The sequence below is a fragment of the Desulfuromonas sp. DDH964 genome, assembly GCF_001611275.1.
In the GTDB taxonomy this organism is placed as follows: Bacteria; Desulfobacterota; Desulfuromonadia; order Desulfuromonadales; family DDH964; genus DDH964.
This window is the reverse complement of record NZ_CP015080.1, coordinates 3,534,921-3,548,577: the sequence shown is the minus strand read 5'-3', so window position 1 is coordinate 3,548,577 and position 13,657 is coordinate 3,534,921. Positions and strand designations below refer to the sequence as shown.

General features: G+C 63.4%; 9 protein-coding genes. 1 reads left to right on the top strand and 8 read right to left on the bottom strand.

Features of this window, described 5'->3' with window-relative positions; genetic code table 11:
* Positions 1 to 19: 19 nt before the first annotated feature.
* The 8 genes from DBW_RS16190 to DBW_RS16155 form a co-directional block, all read right to left on the bottom strand.
* On the bottom strand, positions 20 to 1,036 hold the full coding sequence (locus DBW_RS16190; RefSeq protein WP_066728941.1) for a restriction endonuclease subunit S: 1,017 nt from the start codon (positions 1,034 to 1,036) through the stop codon (positions 20 to 22).
* Positions 1,037 to 1,189: 153 nt separating this feature from the next.
* Positions 1,190 to 2,749, bottom strand: a complete 1,560-nt coding sequence (locus DBW_RS16185) for a type I restriction-modification system subunit M (RefSeq protein ID WP_066728939.1) — start codon at positions 2,747 to 2,749, stop codon at positions 1,190 to 1,192.
* A gap of 157 nt (positions 2,750 to 2,906) precedes the next feature.
* Complete coding sequence (locus DBW_RS16180; RefSeq protein ID WP_066728937.1) at positions 2,907 to 3,146, bottom strand: DUF2461 family protein; 240 nt, start codon at positions 3,144 to 3,146, stop codon at positions 2,907 to 2,909.
* A 9-nt stretch (positions 3,147 to 3,155) separates the two neighbouring features.
* A complete protein-coding gene (locus tag DBW_RS16175; RefSeq protein WP_066728936.1) occupies positions 3,156 to 3,737 on the bottom strand; it encodes a hypothetical protein in 582 nt (193 codons plus the stop codon).
* Between the two features lie 93 nt (positions 3,738 to 3,830).
* A complete protein-coding gene (locus tag DBW_RS16170) occupies positions 3,831 to 4,976 on the bottom strand; it encodes a metallophosphoesterase (RefSeq protein ID WP_066728932.1) in 1,146 nt (381 codons plus the stop codon).
* A 47-nt stretch (positions 4,977 to 5,023) separates the two neighbouring features.
* Complete coding sequence (locus DBW_RS16165; RefSeq protein WP_066728931.1) at positions 5,024 to 7,564, bottom strand: PAS domain S-box protein; 2,541 nt, start codon at positions 7,562 to 7,564, stop codon at positions 5,024 to 5,026.
* 97 nt (positions 7,565 to 7,661) lie between these two features.
* Complete coding sequence (gene aceA / locus DBW_RS16160; RefSeq protein WP_066728928.1) at positions 7,662 to 9,920, bottom strand: isocitrate lyase ICL2; 2,259 nt, start codon at positions 9,918 to 9,920, stop codon at positions 7,662 to 7,664.
* 15 nt (positions 9,921 to 9,935) lie between these two features.
* On the bottom strand, positions 9,936 to 11,861 hold the full coding sequence (locus DBW_RS16155; RefSeq protein ID WP_066728925.1) for a malate synthase: 1,926 nt from the start codon (positions 11,859 to 11,861) through the stop codon (positions 9,936 to 9,938).
* Positions 11,862 to 12,268: 407 nt separating this feature from the next.
* Between DBW_RS16155 and DBW_RS16150 the strand changes: the two genes are divergently transcribed.
* Positions 12,269 to 13,561, top strand: a complete 1,293-nt coding sequence (locus DBW_RS16150) for an NAD-dependent malic enzyme (protein WP_442856868.1) — start codon at positions 12,269 to 12,271, stop codon at positions 13,559 to 13,561.
* Positions 13,562 to 13,657 lie beyond the last annotated feature (96 nt).

Sequence of the window (13,657 nt, the reverse complement as noted above, 5' to 3'; positions counted from 1 at the left end):
CGACAAAAACCCAAGCCATTTACACAAACTGATTTACACCGCCATCAAATCGATTTGTTTGAACAAGGTAATAAAGAAATTTTTGCGTAATGCCGGTTCCTCTCAAGACCCATATTTCAGAAGAGCAAGCGCCTTGAAATGAGGGTTGATGATATTTCCTCAAATATGGTCTCAGCTTTCCAAAAAGGACATCTCCAGCCTTGAATTTTCCTTTAATACTCACCTGGGTAGAGCAATCATAGGATGTCAAAAGCCTGCCAGTCCCTGACTCCAGGCTGTCCAACTCAATGCACGGAAGTAGAACATCCGATTTGTTTATGTCAATTTTGTCGGCCACCCGAAATACTATTTGCTCAAACTCATGCTCCTCCCAATCCGGGAACCCCGACCCATCATCCGCATTAAATCGGAGTTCCTGCGAGAAGATTTTCTGCATCACACCGCGTTTGTAGGCATGCAATTGCTCGCCCTGACGGCGCAGTGCATCAAGCTTCTTTTCCACGACGGCAAGAAACGCGGCAATCTTCTTCTGCTCTGCCAGTGCCGGTAGCGTCACTTCAAGCTGTGCGAATTCGCTCTGACCTAGCGTCTTATTGCGTCCCGCTCCTCCAGGTGAAGCCAACTCAAGCAGATACTTGCCTCGCTTTCGAAGGAAGAATAACAACAGAAAATCCAAGTCGGATTTTTTTCCAATCGGAACAAACATCGGAAAGCGGTGAGAAGCAATGAACCCCTCTTCGGTAGCAGTGGTCAGCGCAACCGCCTGTTCCCAACCGAACACGATGTTGACGACAAACGCTTTGGGGTGGACCCAGAAAACCCGCTTGTTGCCCAGGCTTTTCCCGGTGACCGGTTCCTTATGAAAAATTCCCTTACCATGGGAGCGAACGCCGATTTCCCGATAGAAGGTGTTCGGTTCAACGGTAACTGGGTTACTGACCCGCTTCACAAAATTGTCAATCCTGTCCATCATCCACGGATCGGAGAACTCCGAGAATCGCAACACCGGCACATTTTTCGTCTTCACCACACCCATCTCACCACCACAGTCAAGTCCCCCTTTGAGAAAGGGGGATTTAGGGGGATTTGTCTTTAGCGGCTGAGAGGAAATCCCCCCCGGCCCCCCTTTCATAAAGGGGGGAGCAAAACCTTCCCCCGGCCCCCCTTTCGCAAAGGGGGGTGCGAAAAGTCACACCGGCGCCTCGATCCCCAACTCCGCGCAAAAGCCGCGAATCGCCTCGTCCAGATCGCCCATCTGCGCTTCCACGCTCTTCAGCTCCGCCGCCACCGCCGCCAGATCGACCGGCTCTTCCTCCTCGAAGGTGTCCACGTAGCGGGGGATGTTGAGGTTGTAGTCGTTCTCGGCGATCTCCTCCAGGGTGGCGCGGTGGCTGAACTTCTCTTCCACCCGGCGGTTGCGCCAGGTGGAGACGATTTTGTCGATGTCCTGCGGTCGCAAAACGTTCTGGTTCTTCCCCTTTTCGAAGCAGGTGCTGGCGTCGACGAAGAGGATATCCTTGGGATGCTCCCGGCACTTCTTGAAGACCAGGATGCAGGTCGGGATGCCGGTGCCGTAGAAGATGTTGGCCGGCAGGCCGATGACGGCGTCGAGCCAGTTGCGCTCCTTGATCAGGTATTTGCGAATGTGTCCTTCTGCCGCGCCGCGGAACAGTACGCCGTGGGGGAGGATCACCGCCATGGTGCCGCCGTCGTCGAGCTGGTAGAGCATGTGCTGGACGAAGGCGAAATCGGCCTTGGAGGCCGGGGCGAGGCGGCCGTACTGGCTGAAGCGGTCGTCGCTGAGGTGCAGGGGATTGGCGCTCCACTTTGCTGAGAAGGGAGGATTGGCAACCACGGCGTCGAAGCGCCTATCCTGGTGCTGGGGATGCTCCAGGGTATCTTCCTGTTTGATATCGAAATTGCGGTAGTGGACACCGTGCAGGATCATGTTCATGCGGCACAGGTTATAGGTGGTGCGGTTCATCTCCTGCCCGTAATAGTCGCCGACCGATTCCACCTCCCGCGCCACCCGCAACAGCAGCGAGCCCGAGCCGCAGGTCGGATCGTACACCGACTTGAGCCGGTCCTTGCCAGTGGTGACGATCTTGGCCAGGATGGAGGAGACGGCGGCCGGAGTGTAGAACTCGCCCGCCTTCTTCCCTGCACCGCTGGCGAACTGGCCGATCAGGTATTCGTAGGCGTCGCCGAGGACATCGCCGTCGGCGTCATCGAGGTGGAAGTCGATCTTGTTCAGGTGGGTGAGGACCTTGGCGATCAGGGTGTTTTTCGCGGTTTCGGTGCGCCCCAGCTTGCTGGAGGTGAGGTCGAGGTCCTCGAACAGGCGCTCGAAATCGTCCTCGCTCTCCGTACCCATGGTGGAGCGTTCGATGCTGCGTAGCACGCTGGTCAGATGGTCCAGAATGAATTGGTCGGGGTCCTCCCCGCGCTTGGCGAGAGATTCGAACAGCTGACTCGGTTTGATGAAGTACCCCAACTCCTCGACGGCATCTTCCTGGACGGCAGCTAGCATTTCCCGGCCGGCCTCGGAAGTCTCGTCGATCTCCAGATAATCGACGCCGTCCTCGCGCAGAATCCGGTTGGCGTGGTGGTGCATCAGCTCGGAGAGGTACTTGAAGAAGATGAATCCCAGGCAGTAGTCGCGGAATTCGTCGGCGTGCATCTTGCCGCGCAGTTGATTGGCGACATTCCAGAGTTGCTGTTCGAGTTGTTTTTTTTGGCTGTCGGTCATGGGGTCCCAGAGCTTTCTTTATCAAAACAACATTAAACCGCCCAGCCGACCCAGTCGGTCAATGACGGTTTCGAGTTTACTGAAGCAGGCAGTAATCGATCCGGTTGCCCGGTCCTCTCAATGGAGTACATTCAATAAAAGGTTTCGACAATTTAGCCTAAGCTCGAAAACAAGTCAAAGCCTCCGCGCCTTTTAACCGCACGTCGGTTGGACTGTCGATTTTCACCCCATTCCCCACAACAACCGGTAAAGCGGCGACCAGCTCCTGGAGCGGTTCCAGGAGGAGGGCCTGGTAGTCGGCGCGGTGCGCCTCGAACCAGGCCTTGTTGTTGTTTGCCGCCAGATCGGCGAAGTAGGCGAAGGCCCGGGGCGAGAACCCCGGGAAGTGGCTGCCCATCGCCGGTGTCTAATGGACTGGCTCGAAGGAGAAGCCCTGGCCGCCGATGCTTGCTTCGTACATCAGGCCGCCGAGGGTGTGGGTGAAGACTGCCATCCCCTTGACGTAGCGGCCGCCAAGCTGCTGGTCGCTGTTCGGCCCGGCGCTGACCCCGGCCGAGGAGCCGCTGCTCCCCGCCTTGGCCTGGGCGCCGGCGGTGATCGCCACGGCGGAGGCGGTGGCGTCGAACTCGAAGGAGCCGCCGGTGAACTCGTCGTAGGCGCGCTTGTCCTGGAAGAAGATGATTTCGCTCAGCGCCTGGCCGCCGGCCTGCCAGCCGATACTCACTTTCACCATGTTGCTCTTACCGGTGAGCTTGCCATGGCGGTAGACCTGCCCCTTGCCGAAGGAACCACCCAGGCCGAGGCCGCCCTTGCCGACGATGGGGAAGACGGCGTAACCGTAACTATTCTCGAAGAAGGGCTGGACGACGGGCGATTCCTTGAAGAGCGCGATGGTGCTCGCATAATCGGCGGGGTCGGCGGCGGCGGTCGAAAGCGTTGCAAACAGAAAGACGATCGTGGCGATAAGAAAAGTTGTCCGGGTTTTCATCGGGTCCTCCTCGGGTTTCGTCCCATCCCCTGGCGGTGGGCCAAGGATCCGGGACGTGGGGAGTCGGGTAATGTATCTCCCGCTGTCAGTTTATCACTTTGCCGGATCGGTTGTTCCGGTTGGCTCCGGTACGATATCGAAAACCGTCAGCTCGGGAGGCGAGAGGATGCGCATCGGCGGCCCCCAGGTGCCGGTGCCGCGGCTGGTGTAGAGGTGCCCGCCTTCCGCCAGTGGATAGAGGCCGTCCTGCAGCGGATACTCGAGGCCGGTGAGGTAGTTGAAGGGAAAGATCTGGCCGCGGTGGGCGTGGCCGGAGAGCTGCAGGTCGAAGCGCCCCCGCGCCGCCGGGTCGAGGGCGGGGCGGTGCTTGAGCAGAATAATGAAGCGGGTGCCCGGCAGCTGCGCCAGCAGGGAGGCTTCCGCCGCGGGCGGGCCGGCCGCCGGGTCATCGACTCCGACCAAGGTCAGGTATTCGGTCACCGCTGCCGTAGTGTTACGCAACACCTGGAAGCCGCTGGCGGCGAGGAATTCGAGGGCCTGTTCCATTCCGGCATAGACCTCGTGGTTGCCGGTGACGGCGAACTTCCCCAGCGGCGGATTCACCTGCTGCCAGAGCGCAGTCAACTCCTCGAGGTGATTGATCTGGGCGTCGACGACATCGCCGCTGGCAACCAGCAGATCGGGCCGCAGCTGCTGTAATTGGGCGATGATCGGCGCCAGGGTCTCTTCGCGGTGAATCAGCCCGAGGTGCAGATCCGAGAGCTGGACGATGCGAATCCCTTGGCTTCCCGCCGGCAGTTTGGCGCTGGTCAGGGTGACCCGCTCGACCCGCAGATGGGCCGCCTCGTAGAGGCCATAGAGGCCGGCCGCCAGGGTGGTAGCGACGATCAGCCCGGCACTCAGGCCGCCGTGGAGGGAGAGTTGCGCCACCAGCGGCCAGGCCCGGCCGAGCAGCCAGCAGAAGAGCTCCCAGCCGGCGAGCAGTACGCAGAGGCTGAAGGCAATGAAAAGAAAGCCCATCCAGCTGTAGCCGACCCAGGCCAGCCCCCGCGCCGCCAGCTCCTGCCCGCCCCGTTCGAGGAGCCGCACCAGCAGCGGCGCCAGGATCATCAGCCCCATCCAGATCCAGTTGAGGGTCGGCAGCAGCGGGTGGCCGGCGAGCAGCGGGTGGATCCCCCAGAAGACGAGCAGGTGCATGCCGGTGTAGATGGTGAGAAAAACCAGGACGAACCCGAGCATGGGTCTCTCCGGGAAGGTTCATGGAAGAGTTGGCGATCAGCTGCGGGCTACTCGTCCCGCGCCGCGCCGGCAGTCTGGTCGTGAGAGACCGGCGTTTCAAGCCTGCGCAGCGTATCGCGCAGGGTGGAAATCCGAAACGGTTTCTGCAGAAAGCCCGCCAGCCCCTTGCCGAGAAATTTCTGGCTGACCTCCTGTTCGCTGTAGCCGCTGGTGATGATGACTCGCACGCCGGGATCGATCTGGCGCAGCTCGCGAAAGGCCTGTTCGCCGTCCATGTGGGGCATGGTCAGATCCATCAGGACGCATTGGATCTCCCTCTGCCGTTCCCGGAACAGGGTCAGGGCTTCACGGCCGTCCTCGGCAACCAGCACCTGGTAGCCGAGCTCTTCCAGCATCTCCCGGCCGACGGTCCGGATCACCTCCTCGTCATCGACGAGCAGGATTGTCCCTTCACCGTGCCAGGGCGCCTGGTCTTCCGGGCTGGCTGCGGGCGCCGCCGCCCGGGAGGTGGCCGGCAGCAGCACCTTGAAGGTCGTCCCCTTGCCGACCTCGCTGTAAACCTGGATCGCCCCCTTGTGGCCGCGCACGATCCCCAGGGTCGCCGCCATGCCGAGGCCGCGCCCGGTGAACTTGGTACTGAAGAAGGGCTCGAAGAGGTGCGCCAGGGTATGGGCGTCCATCCCGCAGCCGGTGTCGGCCACCTCGATGCAGGCGTAGTCCCCCGCGGGGAGCTCCTCCCCCAGGGTTGCACCGCGCAGGTAGGCGTGGTCGCAGGTTTGCAGCCCGGTGGAGACGGAGATCACCCCGCTGCGATCGCCGATCGCCTCCGAGGCGTTGATCACCAGGTTCATGACGATCTGGCGCAGCTGGGTGGCGTCCCCCTCGACGCTGGGGAGCTCCGGGCTGCCGACAAAGCGCAGGACGGCCTTTTTGGAGATGCTGACCCGGAGGATATGGGTCATCTCTTCGATCAACCGGTTCAGGCCAATCGGTTCGATGACAAACCGGCCCCGGCCCGAGTAGGCGAGCATCTGCCCGGCGAGGTCGGCGGCGCGGCGGGCGGCGGTTTCGATCTGTCGCAAGTTGTCGAGGGCTGGGGATTCGGGGGAGAGGCGCGTCAGGGCGAGATCGGCATTGCCGAGAATGGCCATCAGGATGTTGTTGAAATCGTGGGCGATCCCACCGGCCAGGACGCCGAGGCTCTCGCGGCGCTGCGCCTGCTGCAGCTGGTTTTCGAGCCGGCTGCGCTCCGTCTCGGCATGCTTCATCGCCGTGATGTCGCGGCCGGTGCCGGCAAACCCGGTGATCTTCCCCCGCCGGCCGCGCTCGGCCCGGATAGACCAGGTCATGTGGTGTTCGCGGCCGTCCCGGCCGACCTGCCGGTTCTCACAGATGAAGAGATCTTCGCCGCTGCCGAGCCAGGCCGCAAAGGCCGCTTCGGTTGCCGCCCGGTCGGCGGGATGAATGAATTCGAAGGAGCTCCGGCCGAGGCACTCGGCCGGGGCGGGCCCGAAAATGCTTTCGGCGGCATGGTTGACGAAGATGAAGCGCCCCGCGGTGTCGACCCGGGTAATGAGATCGGGCGTCCCTTCGACCAGGTCGCGATACTGCTGCCGGCTCAGCCGGAGCTCCTCTTCCGCCTGCTTGCGCGCGGTGATGTCACGGAGAAAGGCGACGCACTGGCCGCCGGCGAAGGCCAGGGACTGGACGCTGACTTCGACATCGAAGAGGGTGCCGTCCTTGCGGCGGTGGCGGGACTCGAAGCGTATTTTCTCCTCCGTCATCGCCTGATCGATATGGGCGGCGACCTCGGTGGCGTTCTGGTTCGCATCGAGGTCGGGAACCGTCAGGGTCAGCAACTCCTCCTTGCGGTAGCCGCTCATCCGGCAATAGGCGTCATTGACCTCGATCAGCCGCCCCTGGCGGTCGACCCGCCAGATCCCGTCCATGGCGGTCTGCAGGATGGAGCGATGCAGCCCCTCGCTCCGGTGCAGTTCGGCTTCGATGCGCTGGCGGCGCTGCCGGCTGGCGAGGAGGTGGCCGAGCAGGGCGGTGGCGACCGGGTAGAGGATAAGGATGGGGAGCGTTAGGGTGCGGAAGGTCGTTCCGCGCAGGTTCGGCGGCAGCAGCGGCATGCAGGCGATCATGCCGAGGTGGACGACCATGCCGAACAGGTAGAGGTCCCCGACCGTGGGCTCCTGCTTCTGCCGCCAGCGCCAATGGCGCCAGGCGAGGCCGAGTCCGCCGGCGACCAGGATGGTGGCAACCCCCATGAGCATGCCGCTGCCGCCGAGACTGATGCGGTAGGCGGCGGCAATGGCCATGGCGGCGAGGGTCGGCAGCGGTCCGAAGAAGAGGCCGGTCAGGCTGAGGAGGATGGTGCGGGTGTCGAAGATGATGTCGCCGACCCAGCGGGCCGGCGTCGCCATGAGGACCAGGGCGACCAGTCCGATGAGAATTCCGAAGCCAAGCTGCTTGAAAGAGGTCGCCGCACGGCGCTGATCCTGCTGGAACAGGTCGTAGATCAGGCCGAGGGAGAGGAGGAGCGCGGCATTGCAGGTCAGGCTGTAAAAGAGTTCGGAGTTCATTCGCAGGACCCGCAAAAAAAGTTGGCGGCCAAAACCGTCCGCCCGGCTCGGCGCTGGCGTCGGTCGATAGATCACTCCCCCGGCGGCGCTGCCGGGATCAGGACTTGGTGATCAGTTTCTGCAGGGCCGGGCTCTCCGGCTTGACCAGCTCCTTCACCTTTTCGGCAGCGACCTGGGCGACGATGATCTGCCCGATCTCGGTCTGGATGCTGCTGTAAAGGCCGAGATCGCGCATCCCTTCGGCCTGGTGAAGATTGTCCTCGGTCGGCGTGACATAGTGCACGGTGACCGCCTTGTAGCGGTGGATCAGAAAGAGGGTCACCAGGGTCATCAGGCGCTTCTGGCGGAAATCCTCGCTGAAGGTGTTCTGGTCCCGGATCGACAGCATGTTGCGGTCGCGCCGGTCCTGCAGCACCGCGAAGATGATATTGGCCAGCCTGGTCTCCTGGCGGTCGACCACCGTCAGTTCGAGCAGTTCGGAGCCGGCGATGTGCGGCCGCAGGGTGACGCGAAGTTTCGCGGTCAGCTGGTAGTGCTTGCCCCAGAGCTTGAGCCAGTCCTCGAGCCGCTTCGGCGGCACCTCGGTCTCGACCAGGTGCTGGAACTGGGTCGAGCCCTTCCCCATCGCCTTGGTGGTGGCGGTGCCGCCGCTGGCGGCGAGCAGGCCGGCATCGGAACGGGGGCCGCCGACGTGGGTCTGCGGGGTTCGGTAGGGGGAGTCGAGGAGGCGCAGCTTACGCTGCAGGCGGGCGAGGGCGAGCATGCCGTCGTCCTTGAGGGCGGTGGCGAACTCCTCCGCCGCCAGGCCGTCGACCTGGTGGCCGCCGTAGGTGATGAAGTTGAAGACGAAGCCGAGCTTGCCGAGTTCCTCGGGGAACCGGCGCATCTCCTCCTCGCTCATGCCGGTGGTATCCCAGTTAAAGGAGGGGGAGAGGTTGTAGGCGAGCATCTTGTCGGGATAGACGGCGTGGATCGCTTCGGCGAAGATGCGTGCGTCGTGGAGGTCGGCGGTCTTGGTCTCCATCCAGAGGATATCGGCGAAGGGGGCCACTGCCAGCGACTTGGCGATGGCGTAGTCAATCCCCCCCTGGATCTGGTAGTACCCTTCCGGGGTGCGGGCGATGTCGCAGTTCCAGACGATATTGAATCCCATGGCGCGGGCCTTTTCCCGTGCCTCGACGAAGGAAGCGGTTTCGACGAAGGCGTGCCACTGCTCGACGCTCATCGGCAGTTCGGCCCCCTCGTCGAGGTGGAAGGTCATGACATCGGCGACGGCCTGACCGTAGGTCTTCAGGCTCGCCTCCATCTGCCAGAGGTCGAGCAGGCGGGTCGCCGCCCGGTCGAGCGCCTTGTTGACCTGAGCGGTGCTGCGCTTGGCCGGCAGCTCCTTGATCGCCGCGGCGATCTCCCGGACCAGGCCGACCCGCTCAAGCCACTCCTCGGCTTCGGCATAGGCCTGCTCGGAGATGCGATACATCAAATGGCCGTTGATCTCCGTGACCCCCTGGCTGAAGAAGCGGCGCATGATTGCCAGAAAGGCGGTCTTGTAGTTGGGAATACCGGTCGCCGTGGCGCCGAGGATGAAACGCTGGTCCCGCTCATCGCCGCGGCCGTCGAGATAGGTCGCCGCCTCGGCGTCGGTGCGCGCGACGATGATCCCCGCCACCTGCATGATGTCGAGCTGCAGGCGGGCGGCGTTGAGCCGCTTGATCTGCTCGTCGACCGGGACCAGCACCTTGCCGGCCTGGTGGCCGCACTTCTTCACCCCCGGCTTCTGGTCCTCGATGTGATAGCCGGGAACGCCGACCTCGACAAAGCGCCGGATCAGGTTGCGCACGTGGGCGTCGCCGCCGTGGCCGGTGTCGGCATCGGCGATGATGAAGGGGCGGTAGTCGATCTCCGGGGTTTCGGCCCGCTGCTCCTCGGTCATCTGCAGGCGCAGGAAATACTGGTTGCGGTCGGCGGCGAGAAGCGCCCGCACCAGCGGCGCCGCCTCGTCGGGGACCTGGCTCAAGGGGTAGCTGGCGAGATCGGGGCCGGGGTCTTCACTGGCCGAACCCTTGGCCGAGGTCGCCCAGCCGCCGAGATAGATCCCCTCGATGCCGACCCGCTTGATGGTGACCGCCTGGCCGGGAGAGTAGGGGCCGAAGGTGGTGATCGAGCGTCCGGCGGCGAAGAGCTCGCGCAGGCGCGCATGAAAGGCGGCGGCGGCATCGCGGGCGATCGGGTATTCGGTGCGGATGGTGCCGCGCTGTTCGACCACCTGGGCCGGCGAGTAGAGGCGGATGATGTCGGCAAAACGCGGCTGGCTGAACCACTCCTGCATCGCCTGCAGGTCTTCCTGGAATCTGCTCATGGTCGTCTCCACCCCCTAGCGGCCACAGGCCGGTTGAAAGTCGAGGTTTTCGGTGATGCGCCGGCCGTCCTGCTTGAAGGCCTCCAGGTATTGGCCGATGCGCTCCCGGGCGATGGCCAGATCATGGTTGTTGAGGTTGAGGTTGAGCAGGTCGATGTACCAGGGGACCTTGACCGGATCGAGCACGTAGGCCTCGACAATCGCCCGGGCGATTGGGAGCGTCGTCCCCTTCGAGTTGTCGTGGACGTCGCGGTTGCTCGCCGCCAGCAGCTTGGCGTATTCCTCTTCGAGGAGGCGGTTGAAGATCGCCACGCTGAATACATCCCCCGCTTGCAGACCGGTCTCCGGGTCGTCCTCGGTCAGCGCCGCCCCCTTGTGGATCCACTCCCAGAGGATGCTGAGCCGGATCTCCCCGGTCGCCATGTCCTCCATCAGGTAGAGGATGTCGTCGTTGCCGAAGTAGTCGGCCGGCTTCAGCGCCGCCGCCTGCATCCCCTGGCCGAAGGCGTTGCCGTACTGCAATGCCACGCTCAGCAGGTTGCGCGCGCCACGCACGGTGCGCGGCGCTGGTTCGAGCAGGGTCAGGCCGGCGGCATCTGCGGCGGTGTAGGTCAGCGGCGGAAACTTGCGGCCGAGCTGGTTCGCTTCGCCGACCTCCTCCCAGACCGGGCGGATGATGTGGGCCATCTTCCAGTGGGCGATCCACTTGCCGCTCGCTCCTTCCTGCTGCTCGCGCACCGCGCCGGCCCTGGCCTTCTTCATGCTGCTCGCGACCCCCGCGCTGGAGCCGACCGGGATGTTCGGCTCCATCCCCCCCTGCCAGAGGGCGAAGTTGCCGTTGGCGTCGGGGGTGTTGACGGCGCGCCGGACCCGGTCCTCGTAGTTGCGCATGTAGCCGTAGGTCATGACGATCGACTCGATGTTCGGGTTGATGAACTCCGGGTCCCAGCAGTTCGCCTCGGAGACGCTGTTGATGTAATCCCAGCGGCCGGTGTTGAAGCCGACGAAGTGCTTGCCGAGGGCGGCGCGGATTTCCATCAGCTGGAAGGTCGCCTCCAGCTGCTCGACCAGGACGTAGACCTTGATCGTCCCGGCACTGAGGCCGAGATGTCCTTCCAGGTTGGTCAGCAGCCGGTTCCAGAAGCCGGCCTCTTCGGCGGTCTGGATTTTGGGGAGATAGAGGACGAGGCTCGAATTGTCGGCGAGCAGGGCCCGGTAGTTGTTGACGATGTAGAGGGTCATGTCGGTGATCGAGGCCGAGAAGGATGCCCCGGCGAGGCGAATGTGGCGGTCATCGAGGTGGAGGCCGCGGGCGCGGAAGATCTTGGTGGTGAAATCGAGCTGGCGGCGCCAGTCGCTGATGATATCGTGGCCGAAAAAGTCCCGCGCCCAGGTGTTCATCTCCACCGCTACCTGTTCGGCGATCTCAAGAAAGAGGGGGTCGCGGGCGATGGCGAGCTTGAGGCTGCGCTGGTTGTCGAGGGACATGGTGGTGATCTGGCCGAGGGCGTCTTCGCCGTCGAACATCCAGCCGTCGGCCCCGGAGAGGAGCGCATAGGCGACGTTACGCAGGCTCGAAGCGGTCGATGCCCCGGGCTTGGCCGCCGGGCCGGTCCCCTGCAGCCACTGGCGCTGCAGGTCATGGGGAATCACCGCGCCGACGAACTTGCCGTCGCGGGCGTCCTGGACAGCGATGCCAGTTCCCGGGATCACCCCTTCCGGGTCGAGAAAGCCGATCTTCAGCCGGTTGCGGATCCGGCCGTTGCGGCGCGCGGTCCGTTCCGCCATCAGCCGTTTCTGCTCGGCGTTGAAGGGGGCCATGAAGGCGAGGGCGGCCAGGACTTCGGGCGTGTAGATATCGGCGTACTGCTGGGCAAGATTGTCCCGGATCTGCAGGCCGCCGGGCAGATCTGAAGGCGGGCTTTGTGGACGGTCGTTCATGATCGCTCTTCCTCCCCGGTGTGAATGATGAATCACTGCGTGCGTCGATGCTTTGCAAAAGATGACAAATTTTGTCCATTGAACCATGGAAGGCGGTTGAGTCAAGGGCCTGGCAGAAATTGTAGCGGCTCTGCGGCGATCCGCACCTGATTCCGGCGAATCGAGTGCAAAAAGCTCGGCGACGGGGTCATTTTCCGATGCCGTCAGCGCTCGCCCGCCGTCGCGATGCCCAAAAATCCCGGAGATAAGTGGTAAATAGTGGGTTGTCTGCTATTTGCCGTTGCGCACAGAGCGTAAGTCACTATAATGGTGAGAACTTTTTACTTTTTCCCGCCAGGCGGGGAGTTTTTGGGAGGGTTATGGAAATCGAACGGGGTGCGGGAAAGATTGCCAAGTGTCTGCGCCTGATGCTCTGCGACAAGCCGGGGCACCTGGCGAGCGTCGCCGCTGCCATCGCCCGGCACAACGCCAGTATCGGGGATATCCACCTGGTGCGGGTCGGGCGCACGCACAACACGCGGGAGATCGTCATCTATGTCGACTCCGACCAGCAGTTCGAAGAGGTGGTCGACGCCATCGGCAATCTGCAGGGGATCATCGTCGAGGATGTGATCGACCTCGTCCACCAGGTCCACGAAGGGGGCAAGATCGCTACCAAAAGCCGGGTGCGAATCGAGACCATCACCGATGTCCGCCAGATCTACACGCCGGGGGTGGCCGCCATCTGCAGGGATATCTTCCGCGCGCCGGAGCTCGCTTACCGCTATACCTCGATCCCGAACCAGGTCGCCATCGTCACCAACGGCACCGCGATCCTCGGCCTCGGCGACATCGGGGCCGTCGCCGGGATGCCGGTGATGGAGGGGAAGGCGGTCCTCTTCGATCACCTGGTCGGCGTCAGCGGGGTGCCGATCCTGATCCAGAACCGCGATCCGAAGGTGATCATCGAGACGGTGCGCAACATCGCGCCGACCTTCGGCGCCATCAAGCTCGAGGATATCAAGGCGCCGGAGTGTTTCGAGATCGAGGATACCCTCGACGCCGAGCTCGACATCCCGGTGATGCACGACGACCAGCACGGGACAGCCGTGGTGGTCCTCGCCGCCCTTTTCAACGCCACCCGCTTCTCCGGGCTGATGCTGAAAAAATCGACGGTCGGCATCATCGGCCTCGGGGCGGCGGGGATGGGGATCAGCAAGCTGCTCCTCGCCTACGGCGTCAAGGAGGTGGTCGGCACCGACCTGGAAGCGGCCGCCTGCGACCGACTTGCTGCCGCCGGGGGGCGGGCCGGCAGCCTCGACGACGTGATGAAGACGGCCCACGTCGTTATCGCCACCACCGGCTGCCCGGGGCTGATCAAACCGGAGATGGTGCGCCCGGGGTCGGTGATCCTCGCCCTTTCCAACCCGAATCCGGAGATTACCCCCGATCTCGCCCTCCAGGCGGGGGCTTCCTTCGCCGCCGATGGCAAGAGCGTCAACAACGCCCTCGCCTTTCCCGGCCTCTTCCGCGGCGCTCTCAACGTGCGCGCGACCCGCATCAACAACAAGATGAAGATCGCCGCCGCCCAGAGCATCGCCAAGCATGCCGAGGAGAACGAGCTCGTTCCTTCCCTGCTCAACCCCGAGGTCCACAAGGCGGTCACCGCCGCCGTCGAACGCGCCGCCCTCGAATCGGGCGCGATCAAGCACTGGGACTAAAGGCGGCACGGCAGCAAAACGCCGGGCCGATCGATAGAGATCGGCCCGGCAAAATAATCAGGTTCACCCATCCGTTTTCCGGCACTGGCTGCCACC

Bases quoted from the DNA above. Each gene is read 5' to 3' on its own strand.
- DBW_RS16190 (WP_066728941.1), bottom strand. From the start codon at position 1,036: ATGGGTGTGGTGAAGACGAAAAATGTGCCGGTGTTGCGATTCTCGGAG.
- DBW_RS16185 (WP_066728939.1), bottom strand. From the start codon at position 2,749: ATGACCGACAGCCAAAAAAAACAACTCGAACAGCAACTCTGGAATGTC.
- DBW_RS16180 (WP_066728937.1), bottom strand. From the start codon at position 3,146: ATGGGCAGCCACTTCCCGGGGTTCTCGCCCCGGGCCTTCGCCTACTTC.
- DBW_RS16175 (WP_066728936.1), bottom strand. From the start codon at position 3,737: ATGAAAACCCGGACAACTTTTCTTATCGCCACGATCGTCTTTCTGTTT.
- DBW_RS16170 (WP_066728932.1), bottom strand. From the start codon at position 4,976: ATGCTCGGGTTCGTCCTGGTTTTTCTCACCATCTACACCGGCATGCAC.
- DBW_RS16165 (WP_066728931.1), bottom strand. From the start codon at position 7,564: ATGAACTCCGAACTCTTTTACAGCCTGACCTGCAATGCCGCGCTCCTC.
- aceA (WP_066728928.1), bottom strand. From the start codon at position 9,920: ATGAGCAGATTCCAGGAAGACCTGCAGGCGATGCAGGAGTGGTTCAGC.
- DBW_RS16155 (WP_066728925.1), bottom strand. From the start codon at position 11,861: ATGAACGACCGTCCACAAAGCCCGCCTTCAGATCTGCCCGGCGGCCTG.
- DBW_RS16150 (WP_442856868.1), top strand. From the start codon at position 12,269: ATGCTCTGCGACAAGCCGGGGCACCTGGCGAGCGTCGCCGCTGCCATC.